Source organism: Adhaeribacter soli, from assembly GCF_008727925.1.
In the GTDB taxonomy this organism is placed as follows: Bacteria; Bacteroidota; Bacteroidia; order Cytophagales; family Hymenobacteraceae; genus Adhaeribacter_A; species Adhaeribacter_A soli.
This window is the reverse complement of the sequence record NZ_VTWT01000002.1, coordinates 82,133-104,762: the sequence shown is the minus strand read 5'-3', so window position 1 is coordinate 104,762 and position 22,630 is coordinate 82,133. Positions and strand designations below refer to the sequence as shown.

At 46.6% G+C, this 22,630-nt stretch carries 21 protein-coding genes; 12 read left to right on the top strand and 9 right to left on the bottom strand.

Annotated features, from left to right (window positions below):
* Position 1 precedes the first annotated feature (1 nt).
* The 5 genes from F0P94_RS03980 to F0P94_RS03960 all read left to right on the top strand — a co-directional run bounded on the left by F0P94_RS03980 (position 2) and on the right by F0P94_RS03960 (position 5,544).
* Positions 2 to 1,321: a hypothetical protein gene (locus tag F0P94_RS03980; RefSeq protein ID WP_150902509.1), complete on the top strand. Its 1,320-nt coding sequence runs from the start codon at positions 2 to 4 to the stop codon at positions 1,319 to 1,321.
* A 23-nt stretch (positions 1,322 to 1,344) separates the two neighbouring features.
* Positions 1,345 to 1,977, top strand: coding sequence for an acetyltransferase (locus tag F0P94_RS03975; protein ID WP_150902508.1), 633 nt, complete (start codon positions 1,345 to 1,347; stop codon positions 1,975 to 1,977).
* Between the two features lie 33 nt (positions 1,978 to 2,010).
* Positions 2,011 to 3,306, top strand: coding sequence for an O-antigen ligase family protein (locus F0P94_RS03970; protein ID WP_150902507.1), 1,296 nt, complete (start codon positions 2,011 to 2,013; stop codon positions 3,304 to 3,306).
* A 255-nt stretch (positions 3,307 to 3,561) separates the two neighbouring features.
* Entirely contained in the window at positions 3,562 to 4,518 is a 957-nt protein-coding gene (gene trhO, locus F0P94_RS03965) for an oxygen-dependent tRNA uridine(34) hydroxylase TrhO (RefSeq protein ID WP_150902506.1), read from the top strand.
* A gap of 162 nt (positions 4,519 to 4,680) precedes the next feature.
* Positions 4,681 to 5,544, top strand: a complete 864-nt coding sequence (locus F0P94_RS03960; protein ID WP_150902505.1) for a nucleoside phosphorylase — start codon at positions 4,681 to 4,683, stop codon at positions 5,542 to 5,544.
* Between the two features lie 150 nt (positions 5,545 to 5,694).
* Here the strand turns inward: F0P94_RS03960 and F0P94_RS03955 are convergent, their stop codons facing one another.
* Positions 5,695 to 5,994, bottom strand: a complete 300-nt coding sequence (locus F0P94_RS03955) for a hypothetical protein (RefSeq protein WP_150902504.1) — start codon at positions 5,992 to 5,994, stop codon at positions 5,695 to 5,697.
* 275 nt (positions 5,995 to 6,269) lie between these two features.
* Entirely contained in the window at positions 6,270 to 7,283 is a 1,014-nt protein-coding gene (locus F0P94_RS03950; RefSeq protein WP_150902503.1) for an acyl-CoA reductase, read from the bottom strand.
* 205 nt (positions 7,284 to 7,488) lie between these two features.
* On the opposite strand from F0P94_RS03950, the gene F0P94_RS03945 reads away from it, so the two are divergent.
* From F0P94_RS03945 to F0P94_RS03915, 7 genes are all read left to right on the top strand, one after another.
* Complete coding sequence (locus F0P94_RS03945) at positions 7,489 to 7,845, top strand: 4Fe-4S binding protein (RefSeq protein WP_150902502.1); 357 nt, start codon at positions 7,489 to 7,491, stop codon at positions 7,843 to 7,845.
* 271 nt (positions 7,846 to 8,116) lie between these two features.
* Entirely contained in the window at positions 8,117 to 8,557 is a 441-nt protein-coding gene (locus F0P94_RS03940; RefSeq protein WP_150902501.1) for a hypothetical protein, read from the top strand.
* A gap of 98 nt (positions 8,558 to 8,655) precedes the next feature.
* Entirely contained in the window at positions 8,656 to 9,432 is a 777-nt protein-coding gene (locus F0P94_RS03935) for a glucose 1-dehydrogenase (RefSeq protein ID WP_150902500.1), read from the top strand.
* Positions 9,433 to 9,475: 43 nt separating this feature from the next.
* Positions 9,476 to 10,099 (top strand): TMEM175 family protein, encoded by a 624-nt coding sequence (locus tag F0P94_RS03930; protein WP_150902499.1) that lies wholly within the window; start codon positions 9,476 to 9,478, stop codon positions 10,097 to 10,099.
* Positions 10,100 to 10,231: 132 nt separating this feature from the next.
* On the top strand, positions 10,232 to 11,569 hold the full coding sequence (locus F0P94_RS03925; protein ID WP_150902498.1) for a serine hydrolase domain-containing protein: 1,338 nt from the start codon (positions 10,232 to 10,234) through the stop codon (positions 11,567 to 11,569).
* A 388-nt stretch (positions 11,570 to 11,957) separates the two neighbouring features.
* On the top strand, positions 11,958 to 14,582 hold the full coding sequence (locus tag F0P94_RS03920; RefSeq protein ID WP_150902497.1) for a valine--tRNA ligase: 2,625 nt from the start codon (positions 11,958 to 11,960) through the stop codon (positions 14,580 to 14,582).
* A gap of 164 nt (positions 14,583 to 14,746) precedes the next feature.
* On the top strand, positions 14,747 to 15,235 hold the full coding sequence (locus tag F0P94_RS03915) for a PepSY-like domain-containing protein (protein ID WP_150902496.1): 489 nt from the start codon (positions 14,747 to 14,749) through the stop codon (positions 15,233 to 15,235).
* A gap of 66 nt (positions 15,236 to 15,301) precedes the next feature.
* Here F0P94_RS03915 and F0P94_RS03910 read toward each other — a convergent pair whose 3' ends face one another.
* The 7 genes from F0P94_RS03910 to F0P94_RS03880 form a co-directional block, all read right to left on the bottom strand.
* On the bottom strand, positions 15,302 to 16,087 hold the full coding sequence (locus tag F0P94_RS03910; RefSeq protein WP_150902495.1) for a choice-of-anchor V domain-containing protein: 786 nt from the start codon (positions 16,085 to 16,087) through the stop codon (positions 15,302 to 15,304).
* Positions 16,088 to 16,175: 88 nt separating this feature from the next.
* Positions 16,176 to 16,538: a hypothetical protein gene (locus tag F0P94_RS03905; protein WP_150902494.1), complete on the bottom strand. Its 363-nt coding sequence runs from the start codon at positions 16,536 to 16,538 to the stop codon at positions 16,176 to 16,178.
* A gap of 167 nt (positions 16,539 to 16,705) precedes the next feature.
* The gene (locus tag F0P94_RS03900; protein ID WP_150902493.1) at positions 16,706 to 17,239 is read right to left on the bottom strand and encodes a hypothetical protein; all 534 of its coding nucleotides are present in this window, start codon (positions 17,237 to 17,239) and stop codon (positions 16,706 to 16,708) included.
* 742 nt (positions 17,240 to 17,981) lie between these two features.
* The gene (locus F0P94_RS03895) at positions 17,982 to 18,680 is read right to left on the bottom strand and encodes a hypothetical protein (RefSeq protein ID WP_150902492.1); all 699 of its coding nucleotides are present in this window, start codon (positions 18,678 to 18,680) and stop codon (positions 17,982 to 17,984) included.
* 123 nt (positions 18,681 to 18,803) lie between these two features.
* Positions 18,804 to 20,168 carry a dihydrolipoamide acetyltransferase family protein gene (locus F0P94_RS03890; protein WP_150902491.1) on the bottom strand — a complete coding sequence of 455 codons (1,365 nt, stop codon included), beginning with the start codon at positions 20,166 to 20,168 and terminating at the stop codon, positions 18,804 to 18,806.
* A gap of 259 nt (positions 20,169 to 20,427) precedes the next feature.
* Complete coding sequence (locus tag F0P94_RS03885; protein ID WP_150902490.1) at positions 20,428 to 21,078, bottom strand: hypothetical protein; 651 nt, start codon at positions 21,076 to 21,078, stop codon at positions 20,428 to 20,430.
* A gap of 287 nt (positions 21,079 to 21,365) precedes the next feature.
* Positions 21,366 to 22,610 (bottom strand): competence/damage-inducible protein A, encoded by a 1,245-nt coding sequence (locus F0P94_RS03880; RefSeq protein WP_150902489.1) that lies wholly within the window; start codon positions 22,608 to 22,610, stop codon positions 21,366 to 21,368.
* Between the last annotated feature and the right edge of the window lie 20 nt (positions 22,611 to 22,630).

The following is a 22,630-nucleotide window of genomic DNA, read 5'->3' as shown; positions in this document are numbered from 1 at the left end:
AATGCTTTTTTCTGCCATTCTTTCCCTGAGTATTTTTTCGGGGCTGGTTTTTCTTTTCTGGAAGCTGGCAGCGCGCGACCTTTCATTCAGGCATTTATTCTGGCCTGCGCTGGCTTTTAAAATCCTTTGCGGCATTATTATAGGCCTGGCGTACCAAGGCAAATATGATACGTTTCTTTACCAGAAGGCTGCCGAGTCGCTTACTGCTTTTGGATTTAATGATTTCACGGGCTACCTGAACTTAATTTTCTTCAGCAAGCTGCCGGAACCGGGAATCATTCAGCTGGGTAAGATCAAAACCTACTCCAATTCTTTCTTCTTTATAAAACCCCTTAGTCTGCTTAATTTTATTACCGGCAGTAATTATTTCCTGAACAGCCTCTTTTTCACTTTATTCTGTTTTGCCGGCTGCTGGTATTTTGTGCGAACGGTGCATAAATTTTTTCCGGGAAGTACGTTTCCGGCGGTGCTGGCTTTTCTGTTTTTCCCTTCCGTGGTATTCTGGACTTCCGGCATTTTAAAAGAAAGCGTGCTGTTAGGTTCTTTGTGTTTTTTCTGGGGAGCTGCATTAAACCTGTTGTACGGACATGGGAACCGAAAACATTTCTGGCTGCTGCTCCTGCTTTTTTCAGGATATATTCTGTGGAAGATCAAGTTCTTTTTAGCGGCCCTGGTTTTTTGCCTTACTGCCGCCTGGTTTGTTTTGCGCTGGCTGCAACAGAAATTTCCCTTTTTCAGAAAGCCCTCCCGCTTAGGGTTGATTTTGCCGGTAGTATTGTTGCCGCTGGCCGCTTTCATTCAGCAGTGGAGCGAAAGTTTTGATATCCAATTTTTCTTCCGGCGGCTCGTCTCAAATTACAATACCCTGCAGAAGTTATCGACCGGTCGGCCGGTAATTAGACTGGAGAATTTCGAACCCACTTTTTTTAGCGCACTTGCCAATGTTCCCGAAGCAGTATTGAGCGTATTTTACCGGCCCTTTTTCTGGGAAGGCAATAACCTGCTTTACCGACTGGCAGGAATTGAGAACCTGGTTTTACTGGTGCTAAGCTTAGGCATTTTTTCAGTTTTTTATAAAGGAAGACCTAAACAAATTCCTGGATTCTATTTTGTGCTTCTGGTTTATATATTTATAATGGCAACCATTTTCGGCTTATCTACGCCCAACCTGGGTTCTTTAAATCGTTACCGGTCTGCGATTCTGCCTTTCTTTATTTTCCTTTTATTACAGCTTCCCGTCTGGAAAAATATGCTGATACGCTTTAACCGATTGTTCTTCCGGCAAGCCGCGAATGTTGCAAACCGGATGAGAAAACCGTAGCTTTGCCACTATTTCAGAATTTTATGGAAAACCCGGTTATCATTTTTGGTGCTTCGCCAACAGGAAAGTCTGCCCTCGATATTTTTACCAGCAACAACGTAGTGGTGTATTGCTTTCTGGACGATGACGCAAAACTGCACCAGACTGAAATTCACAACGTTCCGGTTCTGGGTAATACCGACGAAGAAGAGTACCTGAAAATTCTGGGCAAGAAATGCGAGGTTTTTATTGCCCTCGACGATGCGGCTGCCCGGAAATCTATAGCCAATAAACTGAAAGAAGATTACAAGCAGGTGCCCGTAAATGCCATCCACAAAGCCAGTTATGTTTCCGAACAGGCCTGGCTGGGCCACGGCAACCTGATCAATGCAGGCGCCGTTGTGCAGATCGATTGCCGGATCGGGGATAATTGCATTATTCAATCGAATGCCGTGATAGAGACCGGCGCAACGTTAGGCGATTTTGTACAGGTTGGCGCCGGAGCTCTGATAAACGCCGAAGCGCAGATCGAAGAGCAGGCCTTTATTGGTACCGGTGCGGTAATTGTAGGAGGAGTGAAGATCGGGAAAAAAGCCAGAGTTGGCGCCGGAGCCGTAGTAATTGCCGATGTGCCGGCCGGACAAACGGTTTTCGGTAACCCGGCCCAGAAAGTATAATTTACCCGATCATTTATTTTGCGAACCATTTAAATGGGTAAAGGCTATCTTTTATTTAACAGGTGGAGCTTTTCGGAGGTAGCTTTTTTCTTCTGCTGCCTGCTTATAGCCGGCATGTTTACCACTTACTTTGCCCGTTTGCTTTCCAGCATTGCTACGGTAGGCTTGCTGCTTACTGCCTTGGCTTCCTGGAGATTCTCAGCGGTTAAATGCGATAAACGCTTATTTGGTTGCTTTGCGGGGTTCGGATTGATCTATGTTCTGCATTTATTAGGGCTGCTTCAGCCGGAACTCATCGACCGGAAGTTTCTGTACCGGGACCTGTCCATGAAATTACCTTTGGTAATATTCCCGCTTTCTTTTCTGCTTTTACCGGCCATTTCGCAAAGGCGGCTGCAGGTGCTTTATTACTTCTTTTTGCTTTGCGTTTTTGCCGGTTCGCTCTATAGCCTGGGGAATTACCTGGTTAACTTTTCTGAAGTAAATGCGCTGTACAAGCATTCCAAAATAATGGATACGCCCACCAACCATGTGCGCTTCAGCCTAATGGTTGCTTTTGCCATTGTAATCGGGTACCGTTTTTACCGCCAGGAATTCTTCTTTAAATATAACTGGGAGCGGCTTTTTATTTTAGGAATTACCTGCTGGCTGTACGTTTTCCTGCACCTGCTGGCCGTACGGAGCGGCCTGGTAGCTTTTTATGCAGTGGTCGGCCTGGGGCTATTGTTCGATCTCATTGTCCGGAAAAAATATAAACGGGTAGTTCTTATAAGCGCGGGGCTGGCTTTGGGTTTAATGGCAGCCTTTTATACGCTGCCTACTTTCTATAACCGGTTTTACTTAACCATCGAAGATATGCAGCGGGTTTCGAAAGCGGAAAACGCGCATAACTATTCCATTGCCGGCCGGGTGTATTCTTACAAAGTGGCCATGGCAGTTTTTCAGGAGCATCCGGTTCTGGGCGTAGGCATGGGAAATTTAGAACCGGAGCTGGATCAGAAATATTCGACCTTGTTCCCGGAAATAAAGGAACGCGGGCATATTTTACCGCATAACCAGTTCATTTTTTACCTGGTAGTTTTCGGCATCGTAGGCACGCTGCTCTTTATGATTGGCTTTTATTATCCGCTCTTGCGGTTTTCGCCCCGTTTCGAGCCCTTATTCTTGATTCATTACCTCATCATCACCTTTTCCTTCCTGTTCGAAGCCACCCTGGAAACCCAGGTCGGTTTAAATTATTCGCTCGTCTTTATTCTGCTGCCGCTCTGGTATTATAAATCGGGAGAGCCTTCCACGCTCTCCTGGAAAAACGATACCTTTTTTGCCTGAAAAACCTGATTAAATTGTTTAATTGCTTAATGGTTAAACTGTTATTTGTTCAGAATAATTTAAATTCTTCAGTTTTAACCATTTAGCAATCCAACCATTAAACAATTTAACCATTTAACCATTTAACAATTTAACCGTGAAGCAATTCAAACCGGAACCTTTACTGATATTTATCACTTTTTAGTTTGTGCCGATAAATGTAATTTTGCGGCACCAAACAGAAATTTAAACACTTAGTCTGAAGCTAAGCCCGTTATGAAAGATTACAGCATCTTACTTTATTACTGCTACACGCAGATCGAAGATCCGGAGCAATTCCGGGAAGAACATCACCGCCTTTGCCTGGACCTGAACCTGCGCGGCCGCATTATTATTGCTGCCGAAGGGCTGAACGGTACCGTTTCCGGCCTGAAAGAGGATTGTGAAAAGTACATGGCCGCCGTAAAAGCCGATCCGCGGTTTGCCAAAACCGATTTCAAGGTAGACTATTCCGATAAGCACGCATTTGCCAAGCTGCACGTGCGCCACAAACCGGAAATTGTGCATTCCAGCCTGCGGAACATCGACCCGAACAAACGCACCGGTATTCACCTGGAGCCCGAAGAATTCAAAAAAATGAAGGACTCCGAAGACGTGGTTATTCTGGATGTACGTTCGGATTACGAATTCAACGTGGGCCGCTTTAAAAATGCCGTTACCCTGCCGATCGAGAACTTCCGCGATTTCCCGGCCAAGGTAGACGAGCTGAAAGAAAAGTACAAGGATAAGAAGATCCTGACTTACTGCACCGGCGGCATTAAGTGCGAAAAAGCCAGCGCGTTTTTACTGGAACAGGGTTTCGAGAACGTGTACCAGCTGCACGGCGGCATTATTAAGTACGGCATGGAAGCCGGCGGCGAAGATTTCGAAGGCAAATGCTACGTGTTCGATAACCGCTTAACCGTAGACGTGAACAAAGTAAACCCGACCGTTATCTCCCAATGCTACGTGTGTGCCACACCTTCCGACCGCATGGTGAACTGTGCCAACCCGAGCTGCAACATTCACGTGGCCATCTGCGAGAGCTGCGGCCATGAAATGCAGGGAGCTTGTTCGGAAGAATGTAAAAATCACCCGGAAGTAAGGCCTTACGACGGCAGCGGATATTACCAGAAAGAAACCAACGGCTATAATCCGTTCAAAGGACTGAAACGGACGAAGGCCAACGCTTAAATAGACCAGGAATTCAGGAATATGAAAACAAAAAGCAGGTAAATGTTACCTGCTTTTTGTTTTTAACGTAGGGCAGGAAAAGGGAAATTATTTTCGCTTTTTCCCGCTTTCTCATTTTCAAATCTGCTACCTTCACCTCAAATTTCAAGAAAAAGATTAGCCATGCAAGCAATTCCAGAATCGGAACTCATTTTAAACCCCGACGGTAGTGTTTACCATCTGAACTTACTTCCGGAACATATCTCCGATACCATTATTACGGTAGGCGACCCGGAGCGCGTAGCCAAAGTAAGCCGCTACTTCGATTCCATTGAAATTGAAGTGGCCAAACGGGAATTTATTACGCATACCGGGTACTACAAAGGCAAACGCCTAACGGTAATTTCCACCGGCATGGGCACCGATAATATCGATATCCTGATGAACGAGCTGGATGCCCTGGTAAACATAGACTTGCTTACCCGGATTCCGGTGGCCGAAGAAGACCGCATTTCCCTGAAAATTATTCGTGTTGGTACTTCCGGCGCTTTGCAAAGCTCGGTGCCACTTGGTGGCCTTTTGGCCAGCAATTACGCCATCGGCCTCGACAGCCTGATGCAGTTTTACCCGCTGGTGCAAACCGATTTTGAAAACAGTATCTCCGAAGGCCTGAAAGCCCAGTTGGGCTTACCGTTTGCGCCTTATTGCGTGCAGGGTTCCGAGAGCTTGCGTCAGAAAATTGCCTTCGATATGATTCCGGGAAACACGCTAACCTGTCCGGGCTTTTATGCGCCGCAAGGCCGCGTATTGCGCGTGCCGCTGAAAAACGAGCAGCTTATACAAGCCTATCACAGCTTCCAGTTCGAAGATTTTAAGATCACCAATTTTGAAATGGAAACGGCCGGCTATTATTCCCTGGGAAGGTTGCTGGGCCACGAAATGCTGTCTTTGAATGCCATCGTAGCCGACCGCGTAAATCACCGCTTCGCCGAAAATGCTGACGAAACCATTAACGATCTGATCCTGAAAGTACTGGACCGGGTTTAAAATTGTTGATTGTTAATTGCTGATTGTTTATTGGCTAAATTGTTCTTGGTTGAAATTTTGATTGTCTTACAGGGTAATGAGAGATTTTTTTCAATCAACAATTAACAATCAGCAATCAACAATTAACAATCAGCAATCAACAATTAATAATTAATAAAATTCCACGCCGTTAATACAGCGGATCGGGAGGGAGGAGCCGGATTTGAGCATGATGTATTCTTTGTCGTAGTCCCAGATGGTGGTGTTTACCCGTTTTTGTTCGCCGTCTTCGGTTATAAAGAAAATATCTACTTTGCCATGGTAAGCATTTCCCAGTAAAGTAGCCCGGTGAATGTCGTGCTGCCGGCGCTTGCGCCCCTCAACCGTTTGCAGTACATCTTCCCGGCCGAAACGCAAGGTCGGAATGATTTCTTTCTGGATAAGTTCAGGGGCTTTAAGGATATGTTCCATGAATTTGTGAGGCTTAGTTGTGAGTGTTTCTGCTAATATAGTATTTCTACATATAAAATCAACGGTGGCTAAAACGATTTGTTTTATATGTTCCGCCAATTTTTCATTCTCCTTAATACGCAAACACCATGCTTTAAGTCAGAAAATAAGCCTTAACAAAATGATATTCTGGAATTTCGGCTTAAAAGCAAGTTCGCTTTCGCCGGAATAATTTTATCAGGAAAAAAGAAGCCCGCTTCCGGAAAGGAGCGGGCTTCTTCGTGAATGGAAGGCAATTATAGTTTTGCCAGGAAGGCCAGGGTATCTACGCCGTCAGCATAATCCCAGACCATGGGGCATTGCGCCTGCCCGAAAGAGAAGCTTTTCGGGTACCAGCCCGTTGAGGAAACCACGCATTGCGTTTTTTCTTCGGAAGCTTTCATTTTTTCAGCCAGATCCGGCAGACCGTTATAGGTTTCGTAATGCAGCACCGAAATAGGGGAGACCGGCTGTTTACTTTCGGTTAAAAGTAAGAAACCGTTATCCAGGTGCGGGACGCCATTCACCAGCAGGATCGATTTGTTGTAATCGTAATTGTTCTGGTAGCGGTGGTGGTCCAGGATGGCTTTGTAGGGTTCCAGAGCCTCGAAAAACGGATCGAAACGGTAGCCTTCCGGCACAAAAAGCTTGGAAATATTGCGGCAGCCCAATCCGAAGTACTGGAAAATATCGTTCCCTAAGGCATGCAGCTCTTCCGGTTTTTCGTAACCGGTTAATATGGCGGCGCTGCTCCGGTTTTTGCGGATAATGTGCGGCCGGCTGGCAAAATAATATTCAAAGTAGCGCGACGTATTATCCGAGCCGGTGGCAATAATGGCCTCCGATTCCTTTAACAGATCCACGAACGTGATGTAATCGGCAAAGCGCGGTTCGATTTTCAGGAGTTCGTCTACTACAAATTTGATCAGGTGCGGGTCGTCGGAAGAGGTTTTTACCAGGGCATGGTGGCCGCTGATCAGCACGCTCAGCAGATCGTGAAAACCGACTAAGGGAATATTGCCGGCCATTACGATGCCCACTTTTTTTGGAGACTCGAGTTCCGGGAAATCGTACGTATAAAGCCATTCCCGGAGGTATTGTTCTTCGAGCAAATTGGCAATACCCTGAAAAGCGGCCGTTACGTTGGGCAGGTCGAACCAGGAATTGGCGTTCCGGGCACGGGAAGCTAAGTTTTGTAATTCATCGGGGCTTAAGTTTTTCAGGCGCTGGCCTAAACGGGCAAAAGCTTCAATGCGGTTATCTAAAGTCATAGGGTTTATCTGAATATCTGAAAACAGGGGCAGCGTTCTAAAAATTCCGGCCCCGTTACCCGTAAAAAACGGTATTTAAATAAGTGAAAAAAGGTGTTCCGGGAATTAAACCGGTAAATAGTTGATTACGTAGGAGAATGTTCCTACTTTTGCGGCTCGAAATTACGTATATAAAATTTAAAAATATAAAACAGGAGATACGATTATGGCGATAATGATCACAGATGAGTGTATTAACTGTGGCGCCTGTGAACCAGAATGCCCGAACACTGCCATTTACGAAGGCGGTGCCAAGTGGACCTGGGGCGGCGGTACCTCGCTGACGGGTGAAGTTAAAATTGACGGCGGAGATGTGGTGGATGCCAAAGCGGCCCAAACCCCGATTTCCGAAGAGTTCTACTATATTGTTTCCGATAAATGCACCGAGTGCGTTGGTTTCCACGAAGAACCGCAATGCGCCGCCGTTTGCCCGGTAGACTGCTGTGTAGACGATCCAGATTACCGCGAAACCGAAGAAGAACTGCTGGCCAAAAAACAGTGGCTTCACGCCGAAGCAAGCTAAGATTTGGTATACTTATGATTTTAAAAACCCGCTTCGGCGGGTTTTTTGTTTATAAAGCATAGCGTTCAGGCTGGAGCGCTGCACGGAGGCACTTCTGTCTTTGCTTGCCGGTAACAATTTGCTATCTTGGCTGTTGAGCTATGCTGTTTGCGCGTGGAACGAAGGAGCAGTATTGAGAAGGGGCTTAAAAGTAGCGCTGAAAAACCCTGTTACATAATGCAGATAAACGTAGTAGTGTTGTTTATTCGGAAGTTGGCATACATTAGAATTTATGAAACTTATCAAATTAGTTTTTACAATTACAATTTTAATGTTTGCAGTTTCTTCTTGGGCTTGTACTTGTACAATGACACCTATTGAGAGTCATATAAAGGAAACAAAAAATATTGTTATAATCGAAGTAGTAGAACTACTAGACACGCCTGAAGAAAGGATTGATTACTATTTTAGCAAACCTGACCAAAGTTACAGAGTTAAGGTACGAATTATAACTTCATATAAGGGGAAACTAAAAACCGGAGAATTAATTGACTTAGATTCAGAATTTTCTAATTGTGACATCTACTTTAAGGATAAGCAAAAGTACCTACTATTCTTGGACAAGAAAAAGTACAAATACTCCGTCAGACATTGCTCATATAGTGAAAGTATTGAGAACGGAGATAAGAATATTGTTGCAATCGAAACAGTGCTAAAAAAGGATAAAAAATAACGCTTGCCAACAAAAGCTAAAAACCATTAAAACGTTTTTTAGCCCAGACGTAATAGGCAAACTTAGAAACCACCCGTCACAAAACAACAACAAAGATTATGGATACATCAAAATTGTTGGATCTAACAGGAAAAACTGCCATCGTAACGGGTGGGGCAAACGGGATCGGTAAAGCAAGTTGTGAAATACTTGCAGCCTACGGTGCGAAAGTAGTGGTCTCAGACTACAATTTGGAAGCAGCCGAAAAAACAGCCCGGGAAATAAACGACGCCGGTGGAAAAGCCATTGCAATTGACTGCGATGTAACGAAAGATGAAGCCCTGGTCAATTTAGTAAACAGAACAATGGAAGTATACGGGCAAATCAATATTTTAGTAAACAATGCAGGTGGCGGCGGAGCCGGTAGAGAAAGTCCTTCTCAGATTTCTGTTGAAGCCTTTGAACGTGTTTTTAAGATGAATGTGTTTAGTATGTGGCGTTTATGCCAGTTGGTTGCCCCACATATGAAAACCTCCGGCTATGGCAGCATTATCAATATGTCTTCTATGGCCAGTATCAACAAAAGCCCTGCAATTAGCGCCTATGCTTCTTCAAAGGCAGCGGTAAATCACATGACGGCTAATTTGGCCCACGATTACGGGCCGGATGGTATCCGGATAAATGCAATTGGCCCGGGCGCCACCCGTACTGCTGCTCTGGAGAAAGTTTTGACACCTGAAATTAAGGACAGAATGTTGTCGCATACCCCAATAAAAAGGCTGGGCGAGCCAGAAGATATTGCAGGAGCCGTGCTGTATTTTGCCGCCCCAATTTCCAACTGGGTTAGCGGGCAGGTTCTTTTCGTAAATGGAGGCGGGGTGCAGACCTTAGATTAACTTTTGCCTGTCTCACCTGTTTCGTATAAACAAGTGAACCAGAATGAGTGAAAACCAGCTGATAGCATTCTCCGATGGCGTAATAGCCATTATTATTACGATAATGGTGTTAGATCTCCACGTGCCTGATAACCCCAACTTGAAAAGCTATCTGAATGCCTGGCCAATCTTTGCCGGGTATGCCTTGAGCTTTTTAATTATTGGGAATTTCTGGGTAAGCCATCATAATATTTTCCGCAATGTTAGTCAGGTCAGCAACAAAACGCTTTGGATTAATTTATTTTGTCTGTTTTGGCTCTCCTTTATTCCGTTTACAACCTCCGCGATGGGCAAAAATGCCATGACTGAAGTTGCAGTAACTGTTTATGCAATAAACATTATGGTCACCAGCCTGTGCTACTTCTTTTTATCCAGACATCTGCTGGCCTTACACATCAAAGATGCTGAAACCATAAAAACGTTTTCCAAAAGTTTCCGAAAGACCTATCTTACAATCACCCTGTATATTTGCGCCATTCTTATTTCGCTGTCAGGCTGGCCGGTAGCTGCATTCGTTATTATGGTAGTTTCCGCTTTAAGCTGGCTTATCCCAGTTATTTTGAGTCTTCAAATGAAAACCATTTTGCAACATAGCCTTTATTTTCAAGTCGTTCAGATTAAGCCCTGATGTAGTTGGAATATTTAAATCTGGGACAACAGGAAACGATCCGGTTGGGGCATACGGGAAAACAGAATCCCAATACCCGGACAGCGGAATGAAATAGAACGCATAAATTAAAAATTCAAAAAAACATGTTTTATGCGACAGATCCATTTTTTATCGAAAATTGAAAAGGGCTTATTCCCTGTGCTGGTAGCCTGCCTGGTAACCCCAAATCTGCAGGCGCAGCAGCATGACTTTTTATCTGCAAAGGAAAGTGACCCGATAAAAATGGGCTGGATGCAGGGTTTTCCAACGCCAAAGGAGAAGGTTTTAAGCGTGGCCGATGGATCTTTTTTCAGTTTTCCCGGGCTGCGGTATAGTGTGGTACATATGCGTGAATTTTTACCCACGGTAAATGTTTCCCGTGGCCCGGACAAACCTGCTCCATTCACCTACGAGCTCGATCCTAAGATTGATGCCCTTGAATTTCTGCCCTGGGGCGAAAATAAAACAATGACGTGGGAGCAATCGCTATGGAAGAATTATACGGATGGCATTCTGATCCTGCATAAAGGCAAAATCGTTTATGAACGCTATTTTGGGGCGCTAACAGAGAAAAACGTTCATGCTGTAATGTCGCTTACCAAATCATTTACCGGAACATTGGCGGCTATACTGGTTGCAGAAGGGCGGTTAGATCCAAATAAATTGGTATCGTTTTACGTGCCTGAGCTAAAGAAATCGGCTTTCGGAGATGCTACCGTTCGGCAGGTTATGGATATGACTACGGCATTAAAATACAGCGAAGATTATGCCGACCCCAAAGCCGAACTTTGGGACTTTTCAGCTGCCGGCAATCCCTTTCCAAAACCAAAAGGCTATAAAGGACCTGTTGGTTATTATGCTTATTTGGAAACCGTTAAAAAGCAGGGAAAACACGGCGAAGCCTTCGGCTATAAAACGGTAAATTCCGATGCGCTGGGTTGGATTATTTCAAAAGTTACCGGAAAATCGGTGGCCCAGCTACTATCAGAAAATATCTGGAGCAAAATAGGGATGGAAGAGGATGCTTATTATCAGGTAGATGCCCTTGGCGTTCCTTTTGCCGGAGGCGGACTTAGTGCAGGCCTTCGTGATTTGGGTCGGTTTGGGCAGTTGATCCTTGATATGGGCAAGTGGCACGGGAAACAAATTATTCCTATGGCAGCAGTTGCCGACATTGAAAAAGGCGGAAGCAAAGAGGCTTTTGCGAAATCCGGGCATTCTGGGTTAAAAGGATGGTCGTACCGGGATATGTGGTGGATTACCGAAAATGCCGATAGCGCCTTTGCTGCTCGTGGGGTACACGGCCAAACGATATACATAGACCCCAAAGCCGAAATGGTACTTGTTCGTTTAGCCTCCCATCCCGTAGCAGCCAATAGTGCAAACGATCCCTATTCTTTACCAGCCTATCAGGCTGTTGCAAATTACCTGATGCGTAAAGAAAAATAGTAGCCTGAAAATATATTGTAATAAGAATCAGGACAAATTTAAATTGAATAATACGCATTCTCCGTCGCTGGCGCAAGTGTTAAGCGTAAGCGTCACTTGGGCCTGAAGAACAAAAGGAAGTCTCCAGACTTCCGTAAATACCTTCTACCAAAAACAACCTGCAGGAACTTCCCGACAAGCCGCTTCCCGCTAAATCCACCCCAATTCCCGCCTTCAAAACGCTACCTTCTCCAAATAAAAAAGTCCGAATCGGTGCTTCAAAAATCGAACATCTGAAAAAATCCCTAATTTTGCTTTTTACCGAAAACGGCCGGTTCTGCCGGTAAAGGAATAAGGAAGATTTCATTTTCAAATCTCCTTTTTTCCAAATTTTCAAATCAGAAGAAAGATGTCGATAGCCAAAACGTATAATCCGAAAGAAACCGAAGAAAAGTGGTACAAGACCTGGATGGAACAGGGCTTTTTCCGCTCTAAACCCAACCCACGCAAACAGCCTTACACCATCGTAATTCCGCCGCCTAACGTAACCGGCGTGCTGCACATGGGCCACATGCTCAACAATACCATTCAGGATGTGCTTATCCGCCGCGCCCGCATGCAGGGCAAGGAAGCCTGCTGGGTACCGGGCACCGACCACGCTTCTATTGCTACCGAAGCCAAAGTGGTGGCCATGCTCCGCGAAAAAGGCATTCAGAAAACCGACCTTTCCCGTGAAGAATTTCTGGAATACGCCTGGGAATGGAAAAACAAATACGGCGGCATTATCCTGGAGCAGCTGAAGAAATTAGGCGCTTCCTGTGACTGGGACCGCACCCGTTTCACCATGGAGCCGGACCTGACCAAAGCCGTGATCGATGTATTCGTGGACCTGTACCGCAAAGGCAAGATCTACCGCGGCGTGCGCATGGTTAACTGGGATCCGGTGGGTTTAACGGCTATTTCCGACGAAGAAGTAATTGCGAAGGAAACCACCGCCAAAATGTACCATCTCCGGTACAAGCTCGAAGGTTCCGAAGAATTTATTGTAGTAGCCACCTCGCGTCCGGAAACCATTATGGCCGACGTGGCCGTGGCGGTAAACCCGAACGACGACCGTTACAAGCACTTAATCGGCAAGAACGTTTTAATTCCCCTGCTGAACCGTGCCATTCCGATTATCGGCGATGAGTACGTGGCCATGGATTTCGGAACGGGCTGCTTAAAAGTAACCCCGGCGCACGACCTGAACGACTACGAGCTGGGCGTGAAGCACAACCTGCCGGTGATCGACATCCTGAACGACAACGGTACGCTGAATGAAAAAGCGGTGCTGTACGTGGGGCAGGATCGTTTTGCGGCGCGCAAGCAGATCGTAAAAGACCTGGAGCCGGCCGGCTTACTGGCCGACGTAAAAGAATACGCCAGCGTGCTGCAGACTTCCGAAAGAACCGGCGCGGTAATAGAACCGAAACTTTCGATGCAGTGGTGGGTGAAAATGGATACCCTGGCAAAACCGGCCCTGGATGCGGTAATGAACGACGACATCAAGCTGCATCCGCCGAAATTCAAGAACATGTACCGGAGCTGGATGGAAAACGTGCGCGACTGGTGCATTTCCCGTCAACTGTGGTGGGGGCAGCAGATCCCGGCGTATTACCTTGCCGATGGCAGCTTTGTGGTAGCGCCAACCCTGGAGGAAGCCGTGGAAATGGCCCGCGAAAAAACCGGCAATCAGCACCTGACTGAAAGCGACTTACGTCAGGATGAAGACGTACTCGATACCTGGTTCTCTTCCTGGCTGTGGCCGATCTCCGTGTTCGATGGTTTCAAAGACCCGGACAACAAAGACATCAACTACTATTACCCGACCAACGATCTGGTTACCGCTCCGGAAATACTCTTCTTCTGGGTGGCCCGCATGATTATGGCCGGCTACGAGTACCGGAAAGAAATGCCGTTCAAAAACGTGTACCTGACCGGTATCGTACGGGATACGCAAGGCCGGAAAATGTCGAAGCAATTAGGCAACTCGCCGGACCCGCTGGACCTGATCGAGAAATACGGCGCCGATGGCGTAAGAACCGGGATGTTGTACAGCTCGCCGGCCGGTAACGACCTTCTGTTCGATGAGAAACTGTGCGAACAGGGCCGGAACTTCAGCAACAAGATCTGGAACGCGTACCGCCTGATCAGCAGCTGGGAATGCGACCAGACCCTGGAGAGCCCGAACGAAAGCGCCATTGCCTGGTTCGAAAGCCGTTTCAATCAGGAGTTTGCCGTGCTGGAAGAACACTTCGAAAAATTCCGGATCTCCGATGCTTTAATGACGGTGTACAAGCTGGTTTGGGACGATTTCTGTTCTTCTTATCTGGAAATGATCAAGCCGGCCTACCAGAAACCGATCGATCCGCACACGCTTAAGGCCACGCACCATTTCCTGGAAAACATCCTGAAAGTGCTGCATCCGTTCATGCCGTTCATTACCGAAGAGATCTGGCACGAACTGAAAGAGCGTCCGGTTAAAGATTGCTTAATTATAGCCCCTTGGCCGAAGATCGATAAAGTAGATACCATTCTTCTCGAAAAAATGGAACGCGTGCTCGATATCGTAGCCGGCATCCGCCACATCCGGAACACCAAAAATATTCCGAACAATAAAGCTCTGAACCTGCATGTGAAAACCGCTTCGCCGCATTATTACAACGGTTTCGAAAGTATAATTCGCAAACTGGCCAACCTTGAAACGGTAAGCTACAGCGAAGCCATTATCGATAACGCGATCAGCTTTGTGGAAGGTCCGGACGAGTATTTTGTGCCGATGGAAGGCAACATCGATGTTGAAGCCGAAAAAGACCGTCTGCAGAAAGAGCTGGAGTATACCAAAGGTTTCCTGGCTTCGGTAGATAAAAAACTAAGCAACGAGCGTTTTGTAAGCGGCGCACCGGCAATAGTACTGGAAAAGGAATACCAGAAAAAAGCCGATGCCGAAGCCAAGATCAAAGCGCTGGAAGAAAGCCTGGCAGCCCTGGCCTAACGAATAGGTTTCGTACTGAAAATGAAAAGTCCGCTCCTGGGAGCGGACTTTTTTAGTTAACAGCGTACCGTTTTTTAGGGAAGGAATCAAACAACTTAATGTTGCTTTTAACCTGTGTTTGTAAAAGGCCGTTATAATAATATTAAAACTTAAATTTTATTATTATGAAGAAGGCTTTATGGATTATGTTGGGCTTTTGCCTTTGCAATGTACAGGCCCTTTGGGCCCAGAACGAAGGAAGGGCAGGAGGGCACCAGGTGCCGGCGTTGGTTACTTCTGCTTTTAACACCAAGTACCCCAACATGAAGGTAACCGACTGGGATTGGGAACGGGACAAAGGACTTTATGAGGCCGAATTCAAAATGGACGGCAAAGAATGGGAAGCCTATTTTACACCGGAAGGCGCTTGGGAAGAAACCGAAACCGAAATTCATAAAAACCAGTTACCGGCACCGGTAAACAAATCGTTAACCGCTGGCCCTTACAGCAACTGGTCTATGGACGATTACACGGAAATGGACACCCCGGAAAAAGGGAAATTGTACCGGGTGAAAGCTAAGGACGGAAACAAAAAAATGTACTTAACCTTCGATGCTAACGGAAATATGCTTGAAACCAAAGATGTTGCGGCAATGAAAAAGAAGAAGTATTAATTCTCTGTGAGACTGCAAAAAAGCAGCGTCAATCCGGGACGCTGCTTTTTTTTTTGCTTCTGCCGGTTAATGCTGCACTACAAACCGTTTCAACTCTCGGGTTTCTTTGCCGGTAACCTGTAAGAAATACGTGCCGTTCGGGAAATTTCTGACATCAAGCGGCTCCTTCTCTGTAATTCCGGCCAGGTTGCTTACTTCTTTTCCGGTATGGTCGAGCACTTTTACGGAATGGCTTTTTGGCAGTTCTACGTTTAAAGTGCTGCTAACCGGGTTGGGGTAGATCCTGGAAACGCTTTTTTCGGTTTCAACAATACCGCTGATGGCCTGGGGGTTTAATATCACGCGGTTGGTATAAATCAGGTCGCCCCGGTCGGAGCTGTTGCCGTTGGCGGCATTGCCGGCCATGTAAAAGGTAACCGGCCCAACATTGGTAGCCGGCGCTGTCCATTGAAATGTCCAGGAATTGCCTACGCCGGCGTTCCGGTGCGAAACATAACTGATGCGGTTGGCCGTTTGAATGGCGGTATTGTTGGCATTTATCAGGGTAAAAGAGCCTGCCTGCTGGTTACTGCTGGTCAGGGCGGCCAGTTCGAACCCGAAGCGCATCTGGGAAATATCGTTTACTACCAGTTGCAGCGTATAGGTAGCGCCGGGTACATACGCGGCAGGCGCGCTGATCAGGTTTACCGAGCCGGAGCCGGAGTTTACCGTACCCGCATGGCAGCTGGTGCAATTACTCTGGCCGGGCGCGCCCGTATAGCCGGCCGGCGGCGTCATGGAGTTGGTATTGCCTCTTACATGAAGCCCCAATACAAGCGCGGAGGCAGCAAAACCAAGTATTACTTTTTTCATAGAGCGAAGATGATATATAGTTTAACCTGAATTATGGTAAATGTACTAATTCATCTTCTGATGTACAAAGTTGAAGTCTATGGTTTAGTTATTGCAGCGCGCCATCGTTCACCCAGCATTCCAGCGTTTGTCGTTCGGCTTCGGTAAGTTCGGTAGAACCCGGCGGGGGCATTACGGGGGTATGTTGTTCCAGAACCGAATTCCGGAAGCTGCCATTGTCTACTTTCGCTTTCAGATCGGTATATTTATTAAAATCCCCATAGGGTGAACCTGAGCCGTGGCAGCCGGAAAGGGCGCAATCCTGCTGAACAATGGCAGTAACCTGGCCGGAAAACGTAACCGAACCCGGGGTGCAATCTTCGGTAACAGGCTTGGGCTCGGGCATTTTATTATTTGCACAGGCAAAGGAAAAAAGCAGCAATGCGGCAGGTAAATTAAAGGGAATTCTCATGCTCTTTTTTAAGTGAAAAGACATTGGTATCCGGATATTAGTATCTGGATTAAAGGTGTAAGAAGCTGAAATTAAGAAGATTGTAGTAATTTGTCTTCTGTTCTAATCAGGCAGTTATTTCAGTCCTGCTACTTAGCGAAAATTCTCAGATCTGAATGAAGTCTTCTTTACATCGAATAGCTGTCCAGCACTTTCCAGGTTACTACGCCATTGGCTACTGAATACTTCAGGAGCATATTGCCGCCGTTATGACCGTCTTCGAAATAGGCCAGCGCGTAACTGTCGTTCAGGATGCGGATGTCGCGGAAAGTCATGGTGCCGCCAACCGTACCCTTAACCGGTATCAGGGAGCTTTGGTTTTTGATCAGGCTGTTCTTCAATTCCACTTCCGGGTTACGTAAACCTTTCTTCTGCAACCGGTTAATGTCGCTTTCGCTCAGGCTGCCCAGTTCATCCGCAAATTGGGCGGAAGGCGGCGTTTCCAGCTCAATGGTATCGCCGGCTGCTAGTTGCGGTAGGCCGGTTACCCGCTTCTGCAACGAATCGATCAGCCGGTCCTGTTTGTAAATTTTAGAATCGCGGTCGGCAATGCGCTGGCGGGAGAGGTTTACTTCTTTCTGAGCCGAGCTGAATTGCCAGTAAAATAAAATGGCCAGGAACAGGGAAGCGGCAATAAGTAAAATAAAAAGGAAATTTTTCATAGCAGGTTTTAAAGCAAAAATAATAGCGTTTTAAAGTCCGAAGTTAGAAAGAGTTTGCCAAACCTGCTGTGGTTATTTAAAATAAAAAAGCCTCGGCTGAATCCGCAACGTTTCCGCGATTAATTAGAAACTATCTCAAAAAATGTCATTCTGAGTGGGGAAAAATTTTGTGGTTAGAATTTCGAAAAGTGGATATGACATCAAAGATTGGTTTTCAGTAGTGGTGCCGTTTGCTAAGTGTCATCCTGAGCACAAGTGAGCGCGATGGAGCGCGAAACTTGCGAGCGTAGCTCTGAAGGACCTCGTCGGCCAATAGCAAATACGCCAGAATAGAAGTCCGCAATTCGCCGATAAGTTGTTTCGCTGCTGCCGTAGCCATTCCTGCCTTTTCTACTAGTGCATTACCAATTTAATTTTTAGAAAGTGGGATTACAAATCCCACGGCTCGGTTAAGACGGGATTACAAATCCCGTCAAGCAAACGCTAATAATTAATTTGGTGGAGCACTAGAAGTGCGCGGGTCGGTGCACCACAGATCTGGGTGATTATTTCTGCCAATCCTAATTATGTCATGGGCAACCCTAGCGAAGGACTTCGTCGGCCAACAACATAAAAGCCAGAATTAACGGTTTTGCTTCAGGCCGACGAGTTGTTTCGCTAGCGCTCAACAGGACATTCTTATTTATGAAATAGCTTCTGGTATCATTTCCTGGCCATATTCAAAGGGGTAAAAACGGTTCGGTTAATTCCTGACAGTAATACCAAAATTAAAACTCAGGCGGTCGTAGGAAATGGGTTTGGAGGTTAAAGGCGCTGCTCTTGCTACCTGCACCTGTAGTTTCACGTGCTCAAGGCCGAAGCGGAAAACGAAACCGGGTTCAAAAATATAATACATGCCTTCATTTAAATCGTAAGCCTGATGGATGTTGTATTCACGCATGCCGGCCCGGTGCTTGTTGGAAGGATCGGAATACATGGCCACCATCCGCGTAGCTACGGCCGCTTCTACATACTTATGCCGGAATCCAAAATCTGGTTGAATAATAATACGATAGAAATTTGAAGTACCGGTTTCATTGTAAAACATGTTATAGCCAAGTCCGCCGTAAGTTTCGAAGATCAGGTTCTCCTTTGCATTTACCGGTTTAAAATAGCCCGCTCCGCCACTCATATTAAAGCCCACGCTTATAGGTGAAAGCTGAATGGAATTATTGATCACTATGCCTATTTTATCGGATATGGAACCGGCATAGCTATTTTCCGCCATATAGGTCTCATTCTCCGAAACCGAAATGCCCCCGGAATACACGAAGTCATCCTCTTCCTTCAGCAAGGGCACCTGGTGCATAAACGGGGTGTAATAAATCGATTTACAGTTCGTAAAACCAAGTGGTAAACCTAAAAGGAGATAGCGGAAAAACCTGAAAAGCGTGCTGATCATAACGTGCGCTAATTTTCAGGAAGGTAGCAAAAGAAAATAATTAACAAAAGTCAGTTCGAATAAATTAAAAAGCCCCGGATTGCTCCGGGGCTTTTTAAAATAGTATCGTTTTAAGCTGTAAAACTAGATAGAAGTGTTCATATCGAAGTTCTCCAGGTAATCGGCTACTTTGCGTACGAACATGCCGCCCAGAGAACCGTCAACCACGCGGTGGTCGTAGGAGTGGCTCAGGAACATGAACTGACGGATACCGATCAGGTCGCCTTGCGGCGTTTCGATTACGGCCGGCTTTTTCTTGATCGCACCAACGGCCATAATAGCCACTTGTGGCTGCATGATGATCGGCGTACCCATTACGTTTCCGAAAGAACCTACGTTCGATACGGTGTAAGTAGGCTCAGCCAGGTCGGCAGGCGTAAGTTTGTTTAAGCGGGCGCGGTTGGCCAGGTCGTTCACCTTTTTGGTTATACCGTTCAGGTTCATCTGGTCGGCGTTGTGAATTACCGGAACGATTAGGTTTCCGCTTGGCAGCGCAACCGCCACGCCAATGTTGATGTCGCGTTTCTTAATGATGCGGTCGCCATCTACGCTTACATTGATCATCGGAAAATCTTTGATTGCTTTCACAATGGCTTCGATGATGATCGGAGTGAAGGTCAGGTTTTCGCCTTCGCGTTTTTTGTAGCTGTCCTTCATTTTGTTCCGCCAGTTCACGATGTTGGTCATGTCGGCTTCCACGAAAGAAGTAACGTGCGGGCTGATGCGCTTGCTGTCTACCATGCGTTGCGCGATCATTTTGCGCATGCGGTCCATTTCGATGATCTCTACGTTACCGCTGTAAGAAGCAGCCGGTGTAGCAGAAACCTGTGGAGCAGCCTGAGGAGCCGGGGCAGCAGCAACCGGTGCCGCTTGCGGAGCAGCCGCTTGGGCCGTGCCGTTAACCTGAGGTGCCGCCTGAACCGGAGCTTTGCCACGGTTGGCTACGAAGTCTAAAATGTCTTTTTTAGATACGCGTCCTTCTTTGCCGGTGCCCGGAATGTATTCCAGTTCCTGCATCGAGATACCTTCTTCGCGGGCAATATTAAGTACCAGCGGCGAATAGAAACGGCCGGAAGCCGGTTGGTCTAACTTTGCTACCGAACCGCCGGAAGCAGCCATTGCCGGAGCAGCTACGGTAGCTGTAGCCGTTTGCGCAGGAGCCGAAACAGCAGCCGCGGCCGGAGCAGCCCCTGCATGACCGTTGTCGCCGCCGGTGCTGATGATGGCAATTGGTTTACCTACCGCAACCACTTCGCCTTCCTGGGCCAGAATCTCTTTTAAAACACCTGCATTAATGGCCGGTACTTCGGTATCTACTTTGTCCGTTGCTACTTCCAGTACCGATTCATCCTGCTCGATGGTGTCGCCAACCTGCTTCAACCATTTCAGAACCGTACCTTCCATGATACTCTCACCCATTTTGGGCATCAGCATTTCTACAAGTGCCATATTTTTTCGTTGTTCGTTTGTCGTTATTCGTTGTTCGAATGTGTTCAAAAACTGTCGCAAAGGTAATAATTTTAGCTAATTAACCTCGGGTTCGTAGGTTCGAATTTTCGAGATTCGAATGTTGGATTTTTGTGGTGGGACGGATAGCGTTCTGGTGGGTAAAAATGGATGGATAGATAGAAATATTTGGAACCCAGTTTTTCGGCTTAAAACCATAGCATTTTTGGATTGCTTAAATCCTAAAATTCACGTTGTTACATTAGAGCTTTTTTCTGAAATGAACTTTTGAAATTTCTTCTTTCATTACTTTGCCATTTTCGCCGATCGTGAGATGCGTTATAGTTGAATCGCCTTCGATGGTTTCATTGCTTTCTAAACCGATAAGTTCGCTTTCAGACTCTGTACCTTTTATTTCGAATTTGTTTTCGGCAATCAATTTCCCTGAGGACTCGTAACTCCAACCTCCATCTCCGCAACTGGAAGCAACGATGAAATTGTCGATAGCCTTGCCATTCTTGTCGAAAATGCAATACTGAAGGAGATCGCAGTAACTGCTTTCGTCTTGGGAAAGAATTACAAATTCTATTCTATCCGGCGTTTTTGTTTGCCATGAATAAAGGTAATCCCGATCATTCCCTTGACCGATGAATTTCCTTTTTGGATCCTGCCAGACCAATCTGAATGTTTGAGAATCTAGCTCAACATAATTGCCTGGCCTGGTTTCCCAATTAAAGGTGTCTATTTCGAACGCAGTTAAATGGCTGAATTTAAAATCCTTTTCCAGCCTGGTTAAAGGATTCTGTACTTCAATTTTCTCCTTGGACTTTTCAGCTTTTTCTTGTTTTGGTTCGGGTTTTTTACATCCTGAGAAAACAAGCACAATGGTAAGAAAGAAGAGTGAGTTTTTCATTTTAACATTTTCCGTTATTCCGTTATGCGTAGAGTTAACGAAGTGCTCTACGCATTTCCGTAAAGCCAATCTCCCGATTGGCGTAATTACCAAAACCGAACAACTTGGAACAATTAGCAATCCAATCTTGAAATTTACATTCTTCTAAAATCAGAACTGCTTCAAACGCCAATCGGGAGATTGGCTCTCCAACCATGCGGAGAGCGCTTCTCTAACTCTCCGCATAACGGTAAATAATTCAGAAAAAAAGTCGAACAATCGAATATCGAACAATCGAACAGTCGAACCTAAGGCAGACTCTGCCGCACCAGGTTCAGCAAGCTCATGGTGGTAAATTCGATGTTTAGTTCGCGGTCTTTGTTGAAGAAGAGTTTTTTGCTGATGGTTTTGGTGGCATCGGAATAGGCAATGCAAAGCGTGCCCACCGGTTTATCTTCGGAGCCGCCGCCCGGACCGGCAATGCCGCTGGTGGCAATGCCAATATCGGTTCCTATAATCTTGCGCACGTTTTCAGCCATCTCCCGGACTACCTGTTCGCTCACGGCGCCGTGCTGTTCGATGGTTTCCGGCTTTACCTGCAATTGCTTTATTTTTACCTCGTTGTCGTAGGCCAGAATGCTGCCCATGTAGTACATGGAACTGCCCGGAATGCTGGTTAGTTTGTGCGCTACGTAGCCGCCGGTGCAGCTTTCGGCAGTGGCAATGGTCATGTTGCGGGCCAGCAGCAGCATGCCGATGGTTTCTTCCAGGCTTACTTCGCCGTAGGCAAAAATGTGTTTGGAAATCAGGTTACTTACCGTGCTCAGTTCTTTCAGCAATTGGTCTTCCAGTTCGTCGGCGTCGGAGCCGATACCGGTAAGGCGGAGCCGCACGCCGGCCAGGTGGGGGAGGTAGGCCAGTTTGATGTTTTCCGGCAAAGCATCTTCCCATTCCGAAAGCTGGTCCGCCAGGAACGATTCGCCAATGCCAATGGTCTGGATCACCTTATGAATGATAACCGGAAATTCGAACGATTCTTTGATCTTCGGCAGTACCAGGTCCGTCATCATCCGTTTCATTTCGTAAGGCACCCCCGGCATGGAAACAATGATCTTGCCCTTATGCTCAAACCACATGCCCGGCGCCGTACCGATAATATTCCGGATCGGAATGCAGCTTTCCGGCAGAAAAGCCTGCTGACGGTTAGCTTCGGTCATTTCGCGGCCGCGGCTCCGGAAAAGTTCGGTAACGTCGGCCAGTGAAGGCTCGTGCAGTTTCAGCTCACATTTAAAATAATCGGCTAAGGTTTTTTTTGTAATATCGTCGCGGGTTGGGCCCAGGCCGCCGGTTATTAATATCAGGTCGGCCCGGTTCATGGCTTCTTCCAGGGCTTCGATCAGGTCGGTTGCTTTGTCGGCTATGGAGGAAATCTGTTTTACCTGAACCCCCAGCAGGCCGAGTTCCGTACCCAGCCAGGCAGAGTTGGTATCGGTTATCTGGCCGTAAAGAATTTCGTCGCCAATGGTAATAATTTCTGCGAATACCGGTTTCATAATCTGGCAGGGTTTATGCA